The organism is Candidatus Finniella inopinata (genome assembly GCF_004210305.1).
Taxonomy (GTDB): domain Bacteria; phylum Pseudomonadota; class Alphaproteobacteria; order Paracaedibacterales; family CAIULA01; genus Finniella; species Finniella inopinata_A.
On the sequence record NZ_SCFB01000002.1, the window covers coordinates 45,245 to 60,622 of the forward strand.

The following is a 15,378-nucleotide window of genomic DNA, read 5'->3' on the forward strand; positions in this document are numbered from 1 at the left end:
CAGCACAGTCTTTTAATGATTCTTGCGGATAGGTGAGGGTATCAAATATGAATCCTATTCTGGATAGGGTATTTACAGGTGATTATTCTTATCAACGAGTCATTTCATCACCGCAACTCAGCCTTCAGGGTACGGCCTGCTTTGAACACAGTAAGGCCAATCAAAAAATATATATGGAACAAGGGTCCTATTTCTTGGATGGGAAAGAACAGACCTGCTATCAAAAACAATTTTTCTCAGTTGAAATATCAAGGTTATATATTCATAAAAGCGATCACAGTTTATTGCATGAATTCAGCCTTAATGATGTGTCAGATTTTCCCTTTCAGTTAACCCACAGCCATCAGTGTGGAAATGATGCTTATCATTTAACGATGACTATTCATTCCGCAAACAGTTTTTCAACGACCTATGTCGTACAGGGGCCCTTCAAGGATTACACAATTGACACTGTTTTTAGCAGGATGGAAGCCGCAGTAGAATCAGTTGAACGGATCGTTAAGCTTTTTTCTTAAGAGTTTGGGTTTACACCCTATGATAAGGAATGATTGACTACACCCAATTCAGCTCATTTTTCGGGATTTTTATGGCAGAGATTTTTCAACAAACAAGGCGAAAAAGCCTGGAATAGTCATTCTATTTAAGGCTTTTTCGCCGCCGTTTATCGGAAAAAGATCAAGCAGAAAAACAGGGGAAATGGTTTGAATTGGGTATATTACCATGAAAAACGAAAATGGCGCTTTAGAATTTCATGGTAAGCTGAGAATCACTTCAATATGAAGAAACAGCACAGCCTAAAAGTCCGCGGACTTTGATCCGATCAGACAACGCATAATCACGCGATCCCGGATAGACAACCGTCAACTCATCAAGTTCCAAGTCATCAAGCGCACTGCGCATAGAGGCCGTAATTTTTGGAGCGTCTGCATACTTAAATTCGAACCCCCTTTTTTTCCATCTTTGAATATGATTAAATCAAGCTTTGCCTGGTTATGACTGGCCAAAAAAAAACAGTCTTCTGGGTCCGTACGATACAGGCGGCATATTGCTTCTAAGGCGAAACCTTCCCATGATGCGCCAACTTTTGGATGATGCACCAGATCTTGTTGGGTGTGGATACCAAGGACTATGTGCAAAAGACCTGAATCACGGAAGTAGATTTTAGGATATTTGACCTGTCGCTTTTTAATGTTGGCAAACCATGGATTCAAAGTTCTAATCATGAAAGTTGCATGTAAGTAAGACAAGTACTTCTTAACAGTTGGTTGAGAAATTCCTAGTGCCTGTGCAAGCTCTGAACCATTAAACATTTGGCCATGGTAATGAGCCAGCATGTACCACATTTTTCTTAAGATATCCGGATTGAACGAAAGCCCAAATGTTCCCAGATCATGTTCGACATAAGTTCGAATATAGTCTCCGCGCCATTGGTAACTTGCGACATCATCGAGAATATAACTTTTTGGGAATCCCCCCTTTACCCACAACTGAGTTTGGTCGGGAGTTTCATCTAATGAAAAAGGGGTGTTTTCTATAAATGAAATCCGCCCGGCAAGTGATTCAGACGCTTGATGAATAAGTTCACGAGATGCACTTCCAAGAATCAGGATTTGTTGATCTAAGGCTTCATCATGCAAATAACGTAAAAAAGGAAAGAGGTTGGGCCGTCTTTGAATCTCATCAATGATAATAAGACCTGAAAGAGGTCGAAGTGATAGTTCGGGGGCATCAAGCAGTTCAATATCCAAGGGTTTCTCAAGGTCAAAACACCCTGGGTCTTGAGGTCGTTTGCCCGACAATGCCCATAATTCTCTGGCAAGGGTCGTTTTTCCGCACTGACGTGGCCCTACAAACAAACAATCCTATTCACACGAAAGGCTTCTTTAATGCGGTTCATAAGTGTCGATCGTTGTATGAGCATGGGTGGCCTTTCTGATATATCAGGACCAATACACCATGAAAAACGAAAATGGCACTTTAGAATTTCATGGTACCGTCAGTAAACATTACACAATCTCGGGATAATCCTCAGACCTATCCCGATAGTAACGGATGTTTTCATTATCAGCAGCGACGTCACCATACGCAACATAGACGCGACCTTCGAATCCGCCTTTTTCCCGTTTCTTTTCCTGGCGTTTTTCTTCAATTTGTTCATATGATAGACCCAGTCGATTCGCCAGGGCGTGCATGACTTCTAACACATCAGCTAATTCCTCAACGTATTCATCAGGGGTTTTGGCCGCAATGACCTCCTTGGCCTCCTCCAGCAATTTGTCTTGCAGGCGCATCAGATATTCATCCGCATCCATAATACGCACAAGCCCGTCAATATTCAGACTTCGCATAATATCTGGCATCTTGTCGCGGGTGAGTTTATCAACCTTAAAACGATGTTTTTTAGTCATAGATATCCCCAATGGATAAGGTTTTATGTTGGATTATACCCCTTTCAAGTAAAAATTTTTACCAACCAACGGAAATTTTCTAAGAAAATATTCAAAAAATCAACTAGACGGAGGAAAGTAAATCTTTTCTACTCCCACTTTATTCACCATCACAGTCGGATTTATATGGTTACCGTCGACCGAAAGTCTATCGCAAGCAGTCTTCTTGGACACTTAATTGAACGCTATGACGTTGCTTTGTATGGATGTCTTGCTACTGTCATGAGCATTCATTACTTCCCAACAGGTAATAAAGATGTAGCCATGCTTGCAAGTTTTGGCACGTTTGCAGCCGGCTATTTTATGCGCCCTTTAGGCGGCATTTTATTTGGATCTTATGGTGATCGTTATGGCCGTAAAAAAGCTTTCTTATTGTCTGTTGGGCTAACCATCATTCCAACGACAATCATGGGTCTGCTGCCAACTTACGCAGAAATTGGCATAGCCGCCTCCGTCATTATTTTTGCCTGCCGCCTTGCCCAGGGCCTTTGCGTTGGCGGTGAATTTGGGGGCGTGGGCGTTTACATTGGGGAACATGTGCCTGCAAACCGGGTTGGGTTCTCGGCAAGTTTTGTTTGTGCCTTTGGTATTTTGGGGGCCGTTTTCGGTACAGCGTTGGGTAGTTTTTGTATCGCATGGTTTATGCCCGCATGGGGATGGCGTCTTCCCTTTCTGATAGGTGCCCTTGCCACGTTAGGCGCATACTTTATAAGACGCCGTATGCAGGAAACTCCCGTCTTTAAACAGATAGAACAATCGAAGACGCAATGTCATAGCCCCCTTAGGACTGTTTTGAAGCAGGACCCATGGAATATTTTGTGCGCCCTTGGTGTTGGCGGATGTGGCCATTCATTGCTGTACGTATCAACCCTGTATTTGAACGATGTGTACATCAATAAAATTGGTTTGACATTGCATGAAAGTTTAATGGTCAATACGCTGATCTTTTTATATTGGGTTCTGTTGTCGCCCGTTATGGGGTATATTTCTGACCGCTTTGACCTGCAAAATTTCATGCAGAAAACGAGTCTTTGCATCTTGTTTCTAGTTTTCCCCTTGTTCTTCATGCTGGACAAAGCCACAACGTTTTACGGAACGCTTATTTTTCAAGTTTTATTTTCGACTTTGGGTGTTGCCTTTGTGGCCCCTATTTCCGGTCTGTTCACACGCCTTTTCCCACCAAAATATCGTTACACAGGGGTTGCCTTTGGAATTACACTGGGGCAAGCCATCTTAGGCGGAACGACTCCCCTTATTTGTATATATTTAGCAAAGTCGTGGGGAAGCTTGGTGGCACCTGGCGTCTATATTTTCATCACAACCGTCATTGGATTTTTATCCGTAACTTTCTTGCGGCGGTATGACGATGCGGTTATGTCTTTCCAACAAGATACCGAAAATCGTTGTTTTGCATGACGACTTTAATCATATCGCTTTTTGACTGACAATCCGTTTTTTGTTTAGCGTGTTCCAGATGGGTTTCGACAGTTTTAAAAGAAATGCCTAAGCGTCTGGCGATCTGCTTGGCCGTTCGCCATAGACACACCCCACCAGACAATCCATTTCCCTTTTGGAAAGCACAATATCTTTCCCCCCCCAGAAATAAAGGAATCTGATTCAAGGAAGTTTCTTGCATAAACTTTTCAATTTTTTTATTAAGGTCTGAAGGGGCCATCATTTCTTCTAAAGAAAAGGGAATCAGTAACTTACGATCATAGCCATCAATCAAAGGTTTGGCCTGGACGTAGAAGTACTTTCTGAAGTGATCAAGAACGTAATGATGATTGCTGTAAATATCAAGAACCTGGGGGGTGGCACGCGTCCCCGCAAATGCAAAGCTTTCAATATAACTATTGTGTTTGATATAGACGGAAATACCATGCCAAATGTCATGGGCATAAAGGGAACCTAAAATAGGGTCTTCATGATCAACTTTTTCACTCCATACATTGTCGATTAAGGCTTGTTCCGTTGTCAGTTTTATTTTCTTTTTAAAACTTGAACTGACCCAATTTGATGAACCAAGAACATAATCCATCCACTGTTCGTGATTAAACAAATAAAGAAGATTCCCATCGTTATAAAAACGCCTGTATGTCAAAAACCGAATAGAAAGATTGTCTTCAAGGGGTTTTGCAATTTCCGAAAGTTTTTTTTGAATTGACTGGTTATATTCTTTAACACTTCTGTAATTGTTCATGAATTTTTACCAAACTAACGTCATATTTTGCACGAGGCCAATTCACACATTATCCCTATGCAAACAATCCTGGCAATCCATAAAAGTTGAAATTAATTCAAAATACTTACGCACGGTTCGCCAATAAAATAACTAAGAAGCCTTGAATTTCTTGGCCTTCTCAATTAACAAATTTCGCCTTAACGCCGATAGGTGATCAACATATAAAACACCTTGCAAATGATCAATTTCGTGTTGTAAACAAACTGAGACCCAATCGACAAAGTCTTTTTCCTGAGTCGTATTATTTTCATCCAGATACTTCAAACGAATGGCCGTATGCCGCTCTACCTGTGCACTTTGGCCTGGTACTGACAAACAAGCCTCCCAGTTTTTTTGGACGTCTTCCGATCGCCAAACTATTTCCGGGTTGGCGATTTTTAAGGGACCAAGGCCTGGCGCATGGTCTTCCAAATCCAACACGACCACGCGTTTATTAATTCCGACCTGCGTTGCAGCAAGCCCCGCCCCATCCTCAGCATACATGGTCTCTAGCATATCATCCATAAGCTGCCGAATGTTGTCATCCACACCCAAGATGGGTACAGCTTTCACTCGCAAACGAGCATCAGGGACGGTAAGAACAGTCAAACGAGCCATGAGTGCTTACTGATTCCCCCGACGTAAAAAGGCTGGAATATCCAAAACGTCATGATCCCTGTCATCTTCGGAAGGTTGTGCCTTTGAAGTCTGTTCAGCCATAGAAGCCTCTTGAGAACGCTGACGTCCAACCCCTGTGAACCTTTCAAACAAAGAGGGAGATCGTTTCCTCTCAACCTTAGGCGATGGCTCAGCATACCCAGGGGATTGTTGTTGGTATGAGGGAATATCCAAAGGAGCTGTAGACGGTGCTGGAGATGAATAGTAGCCTTGCTGGTTGGTTCCTAACGGAGCCGCTGGAGCAGGTGCCTCTTGTGAAGCTGCTAAATCTAGTTCGGCCGAAACAGCATGCCTTGCATTTTGCAAGGACTCTGCAGGCGCAGCATTAACCGTTGGTCCTTTTGCCATATAGGCAGACGAAGACATCTGCTCAGCGGCGGCATTTCTCCACGCTGCTTGCTGAGCCAAACTTGATCCAATGCCTGTGGCAACCACAGAAACACGAATACGCCCATTTAATTTTTCATCAAAGGTGGAACCAAAAATAATGTTCGCTTCAGGGTCGGCGTTCTCGCGCACCCGGTTCGCAGCCTCATCAACTTCGTACAACGTCATGTCATAGCCACCGGTGATGTTGATCAAAACACCCTTGGCGCCCTTCATCGAGACATCATCAAGCAATGGATTATCAATCGATATGTCAGCAGCCTCGACCGCACGGCGATCACCCTCGGCCTCACCAGTACCCATCATCGCCTTGCCCATTTCAGCCATAACCGCTCTGATATCAGCGAAGTCCAGATTGATAAGACCAGGTCGCATCATCAAATCGGTCACGTTTCTAACGCCAGAGCATAAAACGTTATCAGCCATTTCAAAGGCTTGAGCAAACGTTGTGTGTTCGTTGGCAACCCGGAATAAATTTTGGTTGGGAATAATGATCAGGGTATCGACGTATTGTTGTAATTCTTCAATGCCTTTTTCAGCCATTCTGGTACGGTGTGTCCCTTCAAAATTGAAAGGCTTTGTGACCACACCCACAGTCAAGATCCCACTTTCTCTGACAGCACGGGCAATCACGGGCGCTGCCCCTGTTCCGGTGCCACCCCCCATGCCAGCCGTGATAAAGACCATGTTGCTACCCCGCAAATGCCCCAGAACCTCGTCTAAAGATTCTTCAGCGGACGCACGTCCTACATCTGGCTTAGATCCTGCGCCCAAACCTTGGGTAATATGCAGTCCCAATTGAATACGTTTTTCAGGCATAACCAACGACTGGTCCATGGATTGCGCATCTGTGTTTGCGACGACAAACTCCACCCCCTCCAGCTTAGCCCGGATCATATTATTAACAGCGTTCCCCCCCGCTCCACCAACACCTATAACTGAAATGCGTGGTCTAAGGTCAAGTTCATGAGTATTTGATTTATGTCCGTTCATAGCTAGCAATAATCCTTTTACAAAAAAGCGTTGGGGGAACCTAAAGTCGTTGGGTAAAATTTTATTATAAAAAATTTTAATTGACCAATGATATTTAGCTTGATCACACCCTTTATCTTTATTGCTTCTTTAAGAAAAAATCCACCTTAATTTATATCAAAAGACCTTTTTTTTATTTGATAAAAAAATTTAAGAAAATAAAGCTAAAATAACTAACACGTTTCAACAACAATAGATCATATGCCAATATAATTAAAAAAGGCAGGATCAGAGCTTCCGGCTTTATCCTTAAAAGCCTTTTTTGCATATGGAACTTAGATCGATATTGTCTCATACTTTTATACGCAGCTGTTTTTAACACATATCAGTACGAGTCTAAATTCATAACCAAAACAAGCATTTCAGAGGAAAAAGTATACATGCATTCCATAGTAAAAATATTGTCCTTAACGTTGATCTTGCAGGGCCTTACATATGCCGCTTCATCAGACATCAAACCAGATATGATGTCTCTTGCAAGCAAAAGAAGCAGCGGTTTTCTAGTGTCAAAACTCGAAAAAAAGGAACCAATTCTTTGGGAGGATCTGCATAACTTTTTGAAAGATAGCCCTGCGCAGTTCCTTTGTGATTTTGATTTAATTGTAGAACAAAAAGACGGAATCAATCGTTTTGTTGACGTATTTCATCTTGAGAGTTTTCAACAAACTCTGGCAAAACTAGGCACCCCCCCTGACCAAAGCACCACCCCAGTGTTGTTAACTGTAGGATGGGCGCTCTACCTTACAAAACAATATGATGAAGCCATCAAGTTGGTTTACAAAATTTTGCAAAGACATGCAGAGCGTCAAGAGTGGTCTACAATAGCCACGAATATTGCTATCTGGAGTTATAAGAGCAGAGCCCTTAGTGCAAAAATCCCAGGGGACCTTTTGTTCGCCGCACGCCATTATGAAGGATCAGAACGAGCAGAAATGGCAAGTGATGCATATCACCTGGCAGGCAACCAATATCTAGAATACGCAAAAAAAACAATCGACAATGAATATTACTGGCAACAAGCAGCGGAGGCGTTTGAAATGGCTTCGAAACTGACTGCGAATGAGAAAAACAAATCAATAAACAATGGTTTCTCTGTGTCGTGTTATCTGAGTTATGCTGAAGAAATCACCACACCCTTTCTATATACAACAGGTCAAACCAGGCCTAATTTGATAGATTTTCGGGCAGCAGCTAAAGCTTATACAAGTGCTGGAAAAAATAGCGACGCAAAGAGAATGTATAGGAAGATTATTAGTTTAACCCCTTCAACAACTCAGAATATTCCTATTCATTCGCTGTTCATGATTGTCAGAACTTACGAAGAGCTTGGAATGGGTGATCAAGCACCAGTAGATTATCAAAAAATTGCAGAAGTATTTATAGCTAATCAACACGTCCTACAAAGCCCCCCTAATTTGGAAATAGCAGCCCAGGCTCTTGAAAAAGCGAACCAGAAGGATAAAGCTAGAGAATTCCTCATCAAAGCAGCCTCAGGTTTCGAACAACTTGCAACTGTTGCAGCCAACCAAAAAAACCCATCTTGGGGCCTTTGGAACCAGGCCGCTGAAGCTTATGGAAAACTTGGTATGGAGCAGCAAGCACAAGCCGCAAAAGATAGAGCAGCCTTACAGTATGTGTTAGAAAATCCAATGACAGTGTCGTCATCTTCCTCGCCATCAATCTCTATAAAGGAAGTTGAATAACCACGCGTGTACCACCAAGGGGCGATGATCTAAGGTAAATCTGTCCCCCATGACTGCGAATCGCATCACGCGCAATGCTCAGACCAAGCCCCACACCCCCTTGGTCCAAGTTGCGCGCCGAATCAAGGCGATAAAAAGGCCGAAAGACGTTTTCCCGCTCTTGTGGGGAAATGCCTGGCCCGTCATCATCCATAATCAACTGCCAGTAATGTTGGGACGTTTGGACTTGCAGGTGAAGAGTGTGCGAATACTTTTTAGCGTTTTCCAATAAATTCGTTAAACACCGGGTAAACAGTCCAGACTTTAGCGACACGACTAAATCGGCTGGGATTTCCAAAGCTACTTGAAAACTTTCATCTTTAAATTGTTGTGTCAGTTCATTTATCAAGCCAACAAGATCAACTTGCTTTATTTCCTCCTCACCGGCCCCGCGGGCATACGTTAAAAATCCCTCAACCATTTGCTTCATAATTTGCACATCTTGGCTTAAGGCTTGCTGGTCAAGATTTTCAGGCATTAAGGCTAACTGAAGTTTCATGCGGGTTAAGGGGGTTCGCAAATCATGGGAAACACCGGCCAACATTTCCAAACGGTCAGCCAACTGACGCCGCAATCGATCTCGCATCATTTGAAAGGCAAAACCGGCTTGTCGAACTTCCGTTGCCCCCTCTGGCTTAAAGGAGACAATCTCATCACCTTTACCAAAACTCTCCGCGGCCTGAGCCAGCCGTCGAATGGGGCGAATTTGGTTGCGCATAAACAAAGAGGCCACCAAAAACAACAAAATCGCCGAGCCCGTCGTCCAAATAAACACCAACGGTGTTGTCCGACTAAACAAGCGTTTTCGGGACAAGGTAACCTTTAAAAGCCCTTTTGAATTTAAAACCGATATATAGATAAAATTATTATCCATGCGCACATAATAGGGGGATTGTAGTTTTTGATCTAATGCTTCGCCTAAAAACTGATACAACCAACTGTTTCGGTGCAAGCCTGTTTTTGGCATTTTCCCGTTGGGTTCCAAAACCAGATGAAGGCTTAAGTTTTGCTGGGCCAGCGCATGAATACGCTTAAAATCATCATCTCGTTCAACCCAATGGACAACCAAAGCGATATCACCAGCAATTGTGTCGGACAATAATCGCAAAATGGTTTCTGTGTGACGATCAAAGAAAATATATCCTAAAACGACCTGCATACAAATTAAGGGGGTTACCAAAATGATAAGCGTACGGCCAAACAGGCTTTTGGGCAAAAACCGTTTAAAGGGACGCCAAGGGCGAAAATAGCGCTTTAATTTTGGCATATGACATAACCTGCTTTAAAAACTAACGAATACGATAAAAGTCTTTGGCACTCTGAATCATAATTTCAAACTCTTCCTCATGGGGTGTCGTTTCGTCAGCACCTTCAATAAATGTGCCACCAATAACGCCAACATCATTTTCAGGCGATCCTATAAGTTTTTTAGGAAACATTTGAAAAACACGTCTAACCTTAAAGCCACTTTTGGTTTTTCCAACCTTAAGATTGACAAAAAGTACATACTGTAAGTCTTGGACGTTTTGATTTTTCAACATAATTACATGGCCTTGAACAGGAAACATTTTGGTGTCTTTTGAAAGCTCCCTAGATCCAAGTCCTGTACAATTGAAGATAAATTGCGAATCAACTTGATCAAAATTTGTTATATTTTCCTTTTTAAAAGTAACTTTCCCATCCAAAGATTGTCTTTAGGGACTGCATCAAAAGAGCAGAGTCAACAAAAATGCCATCATCATAAACCACCATCTGGCGTTTTGTGGCGTTACCAAAATCCAAAATAACGTCTTTAGCGGGCTCCATCACAACACCAACAAAGGGTTCCAAGCCTGATTCTTGGCGTGTTTCAAAATAGATCGGTACAAATGAAACCCCTGCTTTAATGATAGGATGTTGACCTTTAGCGACCTTGACAAAAAAGCGGTAGGCTTCAGGGCCAATTTTATTGAGAATCTTTTGAAGTTTAGTACAATTGTCATGCAGACGAAGGGGGGAAATCAAACCACCCGCATTGTGGGAGGACAAACCATCAAATTTTTCAGCGATAATCTTGATATTTTTATAACCCTTGTTTACCAATTCCAGGGCTGTAAGCAATCCAATTATTCCAGCTCCAACAATGGTAATTTCGCTCTGTTCTGTTAGTTCAGAACCGGCTTCATCTTGCAATAACTCGATTACATATTCTGCTGCGCCGGGAGCCAGGCTCACTCCACTTTCTGCATGACCATAATTATTCGCTATATATTTTTTACCCACATGATTCACATCAAGGACAGGCGGCCCACGACGCATCGGCCGATAACAAATTATTTTTTCTCCAAGGTTAGCAACTTCCAACCTAGGCGGGGTTATGTGCCTAACTTCAATTTCCTTTTTAGGGGAATTGAAATAGAAGAACGCTGCGCCCCCCATTCCAATGGTAATAACTGCGGCTAGCACTTTATTTTTTTTGCTGCGTGCCATAAGGCCCTTTAGAAAATAATTTTAAAGTTAGACGATAAAAAAACTATATTTGTAGTTAGTTAACCGAATTTTAGCTAAAAGTAAACGTTGGCTTTCTTTATAATTTATCTTTAATTTACAATAATTACAGAAAAACTGGTTATCATAAGGGTGGCAGTGACAGTGGCATTGAAAAATTTTGACAACCTTTTTTTTGAAAGGTATAGTCTTGATTAAGCGGCGGGGTAGCTCAGTTGGTTAGAGCAGCGGAATCATAATCCGCGTGTCGGGGGTTCGAATCCCTCCCTCGCTACCACTTATAGCTAAATCTCAATCAGGAATAAATTCGTGAAGATCAATGGTAATTCTGTTCGTATTGGTAATGTAATTGAACATCAAGGAAAACTTTGGGTTGCCACGAAGACTCAACATACGCAACCAGGCAAAGGCGGCGCCTATATGCAGGTTGAACTGAAAAATTTGATTGATGGCACGAAAACAAATGAACGGTTTCGATCGTCGGAACAGGTTGAACGGGTATACCTTGACGAATCACCCTATCAATATTTATACGCCGAAGACGACAATCTGATCTTTATGGACCAGCAAACTTTTGAACAAATTACCTTATCGAAAGACTTTGTTGGGGATGCTGCTGCCTATCTTCAAGATGGCATGGTGGTGGATGTGTCATCCTATGAGGAGCGCCCCATCAGTGTGAAACTGCCTGATACGGTTATTTTAAGGATTACTGAGGCCGAGCCAGTGGTGAAGGGACAGACAGCTTCTTCATCGTTTAAACCAGCTATGTTGGAAAATGGCCTACGGGTCATGGTTCCCCCCCATATTGATTCAGGCATTCGCATCGTGGTCAACACGGCTGATAATACCTATGTGGAACGGGCGAAAGATTGACAGTCCACCACCTTTGAAAAAACGCCGAACAGGAATACTGAATATTGTTTTCATACCCCCTGATCAGCATTCCTTTCGGTGAAAATTTCAATCAGCGGTTGGTTGACGCCCTTATCAATCAGGCCGACTCTCCCCTTGATTTGGCGCAAACCCTCATTTTGGTTCCCAATCACCGCGCCATCCTTGGTCTAAAAAATGCTTTCCTGCAAAAAGCTCCTCAGGATAACCTGCTGCTTCCCAAAATTCTTTCCCTCAATGATCTGGGCGATCATAATCCGTTGGGAATTCCACTTATTGATGCCCTGCCCAAAAAGGTGGACAGCTGCAAACGGTTGGGCATCCTCAGTCAACTGATCCTTAAATTTCCTGGCTACACATCAACACCCCAGGCTTTAAAAGCAGCCCGATTGTTGGGAACCGTTTTGGATGAAATGCAGAGGTGGGGATTAGATTCCCGTAAGATTGAGACGATCGTCAGCACCGACTACGCCGAACACTGGCAGCTCAGCCTGGATTTTTTGAAAATTGTCACCCATCAGTGGCCACAGATTCTGCAGGAATTGGGCGCGATCGACGACCAAGCTCGGACCCATCAGGCCTTAAAGGCTGTGGCTACCTTTTGGAAGCATCACCCTCCGGTTCATCGGGTCGTTATTGCCGGGTCAACGGGGGCCACACCGGGCATTGCGTCCTTGATGAAAACAGTATTGACGTTACCAAAGGGCCAGGTTTTTCTGTATGGCCTTGATTCCCCTGAGGTGACTTATCCGCTTCCCCACCCTCAGCATGCCATCCAAAAGCTATTATCCGTTCTGGAGGTGCCTTCGGCGCAAATTTATTTCACCCGACCAACCTACCCTTTGGCCACCGATCGTCATCAGCTTGTGCAAAGGTCGACTTCATCAACACTGACAAAGGCCGATGGTAAGATCAAGCCCCCTCACCTGATTCCCTGCAGTAATCTGCAACAAGAAGCCAAAGTCATTGCGCTGATCATGCGCCAATCCATTGATACCACAACGGGCCCGATAGTTTTGGTGACCCCCAACCAGAATTTGGGCGATTGGGTTGAACAAGAATTGGCCCGTTGGGATTTAACGGCCAATCGATCGGATGCCTTGAAACTGGCCGAAACACCGCCAGCGCGATTCATGATCAGTGTGGCCAATTACCTGCAGAATCCAACTGTGGGCGGATTGCTTTGCATTCTGAAACACCCCTTTTGTGCCAAGGCCAGTGATCGAAAAACACACCTGGAAACCATACGGTCGTTAGAGATCACCATTATACGCCGGCCAAATTTTGAGTTTGAGGATTTGAGATCAGCCTTTGCGCAGTATCTTGACATTCTGTCTCTGCCAGACGCGCTGTCGACTTTAAACGATTTTTTGGATCATCACAGGGCCATCTGTGGAAAATTAACCGGCGACACCACGCCAACCTGCCCGCTTTGGCAACAAAACGATGGAGCCGCCTTAAAGGAATTTCTGGATAACCTTAACAATCAGGCGCCTTACTTTTCCGGGATTTCGAACCAAACTTATGCGGGGGTTTTCAAAACCCTGCTTGATCAAGCACCAGGGCTGCATAATACAAAAGGTATCGGATCGCGACTGCACATTCTAGGGACATTTGAATCACGCCTAAGCGATGCGGAGGTTATGATTCTGGGTGGTTTGAATGAAGACAGCTGGCCCCAGGCCCCCCAAGAAAATCCCTGGTTGAATCGGGCCATGCGCCAACAACTGGGTTTACCCTTACCGGAATGGTACATCGGGTTGTCGGCCCATGATTTTTGGGCTTGCTTTTACGCCCCCCAGCTTTACTTAACCCGAAGCTTGGAAGAGAACGGCGCGCCAACCCTGGCCAGTCGGTGGTGGCAACGTTTAGAGGCGGTTTATTTAAAGAATCAAACTTCTACCCCTCCAGACCCCTGGCAGGAATGGGCCGACCAATTGGTGCCCATTGCCCCCTCGATTGAATTAATGCCACCTGCCCCCTGCCCTCCAATAGAAGCGCGCCCAAAATGCCTGTACGTGACCGAGGTTGAACGCCTGATGCGTGACCCCTATGCCGTGTATGCAAAACATTGTTTGGGTCTGAAACCCCTGCCGTCTTTGACGCAGGATTCCCAGGCTTTAAAAAGAGGGCAGTTGATTCACACCGTTCTAGACCAGTATATACGGGCCAACGGGGGTCTGAGTCCTACCCTGGATCACCTGTTGAACTTTGCTTATCCTTATTTTCAAAAGGACCATACCAGTCGGACGTTTTGGTGGCAGCGCTTTCAAAAAATTGCAGCATGGGTGGTTCAAGAATGGCAGAGTGCTCCGGCCCTGAAACGCCTTAGCGAACATAAGGGGCATGTTTCCTTTGTCGTTGGAAACCATACAGTTGAAATCAAGGCCATCGCCGATCGGCTTGATCTGATGGAAACTCACGTCGCAGTTATTGACTATAAAACGGGTGCTGTGCCCAGTTTAAAAGAGATGAAGCAAGGACTTTCCCCCCAGCTGGGATTGGAGGCTTGGATGCTTTATCGACACGGATTCTCCGTGCCCCATGCCAAACACATTAAAGCAGCGTTGTGGCATTTGACGGGACAAAATCCCGCGGGAAGAGTCATTAATTTAGACATTACGGAAGAGTTTTTGGCAGATACAGAAACAGGTCTATATAACCTGTTCCTTACCTTTTTAAACGACCAAACCTCTTATTTCGCCTGCCCCAACCCTGATCACGCCCCCCATTACAACGACTACAGCCATCTGGAACGCCTTAAAGAGTGGCAGGGGTAGGCGCCGTGGTCTGTCGTCTTTCCTACAAAGTTTTTCTATTGAACATCCGAATCAAATTCAATTAGCATGAATGGTGAAGTTGTAAAATAGAAAGTAAACATGCGTAAAGATTATAAAAGGCTTAGTTTTTGGTTAACAAGTCTTTCAGTCATGTTCCTTTGTGTTCTTAGCATGCATGGCTTAACAAATCGGTCTTATGGGTGTGAAATTGGAAGTGAATCAGACAATTCAACACGTAAAATCAGACAAATTGAAGTTTCTCCTTATGATCCGGAAAATCCTCCTATAAGCATCGAAGAGAAACTTGTAAGAGGGAAGAAATTCAACAGAATACTTTTTTTAAATCAATTTCTCATAACAGCTCTCACGGGGGCAGCTTTTTTGAAACCAGCACTGTTCTATGAAGCCATAACCGGATCGGCTCTTTCTTTATTTTTAACAACCTATATCCCGTCTCAGGAAGAAGATGATGAATTAAGCGCTGAAATTAAAAAAGCCCGACCATGTTTACAGGAAAAGCTTGATAGGCTGAATCGTTCCTATCAACGTGAAAAATATAGATTTTGCCTCATTTATGCTATGGAATTATCCTTGGTCTTTTGTGTTGCAGTTTTCAGACCGGACTAGCGTCGATGTACCAACGCTTTACAAGAAATTGATCACATCAAATACATAAACCTGCTTATTTTAAAATAATCCCCCTAGAATAT

General features: G+C 43.7%; 13 protein-coding genes, 1 tRNA gene and 1 pseudogene. 7 read left to right on the forward strand and 8 right to left on the reverse strand.

The genetic code is table 11. From position 1 onward, the window contains the following. Positions 1–47: 47 nt before the first annotated feature. Entirely contained in the window at positions 48–515 is a 468-nt protein-coding gene (locus EQU50_RS01055) for a DUF6314 family protein (protein WP_130153316.1), read from the forward strand. A gap of 256 nt (positions 516–771) precedes the next feature. Here EQU50_RS01055 and EQU50_RS01060 read toward each other — a convergent pair. Both EQU50_RS01060 and EQU50_RS01065 read right to left on the reverse strand, forming a co-directional pair. Then, a pseudogene (locus tag EQU50_RS01060) lies at positions 772–1,856 on the reverse strand (ATP-binding protein). Positions 1,857–2,006: 150 nt separating this feature from the next. Next, positions 2,007–2,408: a nucleoside triphosphate pyrophosphohydrolase gene (locus EQU50_RS01065; protein WP_130153317.1), complete on the reverse strand. Its 402-nt coding sequence runs from the start codon at positions 2,406–2,408 to the stop codon at positions 2,007–2,009. Between the two features lie 165 nt (positions 2,409–2,573). On the opposite strand from EQU50_RS01065, the gene EQU50_RS01070 reads away from it, so the two are divergent. After that, positions 2,574–3,863 carry an MFS transporter gene (locus EQU50_RS01070; protein WP_165380279.1) on the forward strand — a complete coding sequence of 430 codons (1,290 nt, stop codon included), beginning with the start codon at positions 2,574–2,576 and terminating at the stop codon, positions 3,861–3,863. Here EQU50_RS01070 and EQU50_RS01075 read toward each other — a convergent pair. The 3 genes from EQU50_RS01075 to ftsZ form a co-directional block, all read right to left on the reverse strand. After that, entirely contained in the window at positions 3,820–4,647 is an 828-nt protein-coding gene (locus EQU50_RS01075) for a helix-turn-helix transcriptional regulator (RefSeq protein ID WP_130153319.1), read from the reverse strand. The genes EQU50_RS01070 and EQU50_RS01075 overlap by 44 nt on opposite strands. A gap of 132 nt (positions 4,648–4,779) precedes the next feature. Beyond that, on the reverse strand, positions 4,780–5,286 hold the full coding sequence (def, locus tag EQU50_RS01080; protein WP_130153320.1) for a peptide deformylase: 507 nt from the start codon (positions 5,284–5,286) through the stop codon (positions 4,780–4,782). A gap of 6 nt (positions 5,287–5,292) precedes the next feature. Then, positions 5,293–6,726 (reverse strand): cell division protein FtsZ, encoded by a 1,434-nt coding sequence (gene ftsZ / locus EQU50_RS01085; RefSeq protein WP_130153321.1) that lies wholly within the window; start codon positions 6,724–6,726, stop codon positions 5,293–5,295. A gap of 419 nt (positions 6,727–7,145) precedes the next feature. Here ftsZ and EQU50_RS01090 point away from each other — a divergent pair, with 419 nt between their 5' ends. Beyond that, positions 7,146–8,468, forward strand: coding sequence for a tetratricopeptide repeat protein (locus EQU50_RS01090; protein ID WP_130153322.1), 1,323 nt, complete (start codon positions 7,146–7,148; stop codon positions 8,466–8,468). Here the strand turns inward: EQU50_RS01090 and EQU50_RS01095 are convergent. The 3 genes from EQU50_RS01095 to EQU50_RS01105 are packed head-to-tail and all read right to left on the reverse strand — an operon-like array spanning position 8,449 to position 10,769. Next, a complete protein-coding gene (locus EQU50_RS01095; RefSeq protein ID WP_130153323.1) occupies positions 8,449–9,774 on the reverse strand; it encodes an ATP-binding protein in 1,326 nt (441 codons plus the stop codon). The two genes, EQU50_RS01090 and EQU50_RS01095, sit on opposite strands and share 20 nt — an antisense overlap. 22 nt (positions 9,775–9,796) lie before the next feature. Next, positions 9,797–10,192 carry an FAD-dependent oxidoreductase gene (locus EQU50_RS01100; protein WP_130153324.1) on the reverse strand — a complete coding sequence of 132 codons (396 nt, stop codon included), beginning with the start codon at positions 10,190–10,192 and terminating at the stop codon, positions 9,797–9,799. After that, a complete protein-coding gene (locus EQU50_RS01105) occupies positions 10,170–10,769 on the reverse strand; it encodes an FAD-dependent oxidoreductase (protein WP_165380280.1) in 600 nt (199 codons plus the stop codon). Before EQU50_RS01105 ends, EQU50_RS01100 begins: the two co-directional genes overlap by 23 nt. A 425-nt stretch (positions 10,770–11,194) precedes the next feature. On the opposite strand from EQU50_RS01105, the gene EQU50_RS01110 reads away from it, so the two are divergent. The 4 genes from EQU50_RS01110 to EQU50_RS01125 all read left to right on the forward strand — a co-directional run bounded on the left by EQU50_RS01110 (position 11,195) and on the right by EQU50_RS01125 (position 15,295). Further along, positions 11,195–11,271 (forward strand) — tRNA-Met (locus EQU50_RS01110). Between the two features lie 32 nt (positions 11,272–11,303). After that, positions 11,304–11,870 carry an elongation factor P gene (gene efp / locus EQU50_RS01115; protein ID WP_130153326.1) on the forward strand — a complete coding sequence of 189 codons (567 nt, stop codon included), beginning with the start codon at positions 11,304–11,306 and terminating at the stop codon, positions 11,868–11,870. Between the two features lie 44 nt (positions 11,871–11,914). Beyond that, positions 11,915–14,668, forward strand: a complete 2,754-nt coding sequence (locus EQU50_RS01120; RefSeq protein WP_130153327.1) for a PD-(D/E)XK nuclease family protein — start codon at positions 11,915–11,917, stop codon at positions 14,666–14,668. Between the two features lie 99 nt (positions 14,669–14,767). Further along, positions 14,768–15,295: a hypothetical protein gene (locus EQU50_RS01125; protein WP_130153328.1), complete on the forward strand. Its 528-nt coding sequence runs from the start codon at positions 14,768–14,770 to the stop codon at positions 15,293–15,295. The last annotated feature ends 83 nt before the right edge of the window (positions 15,296–15,378 follow it).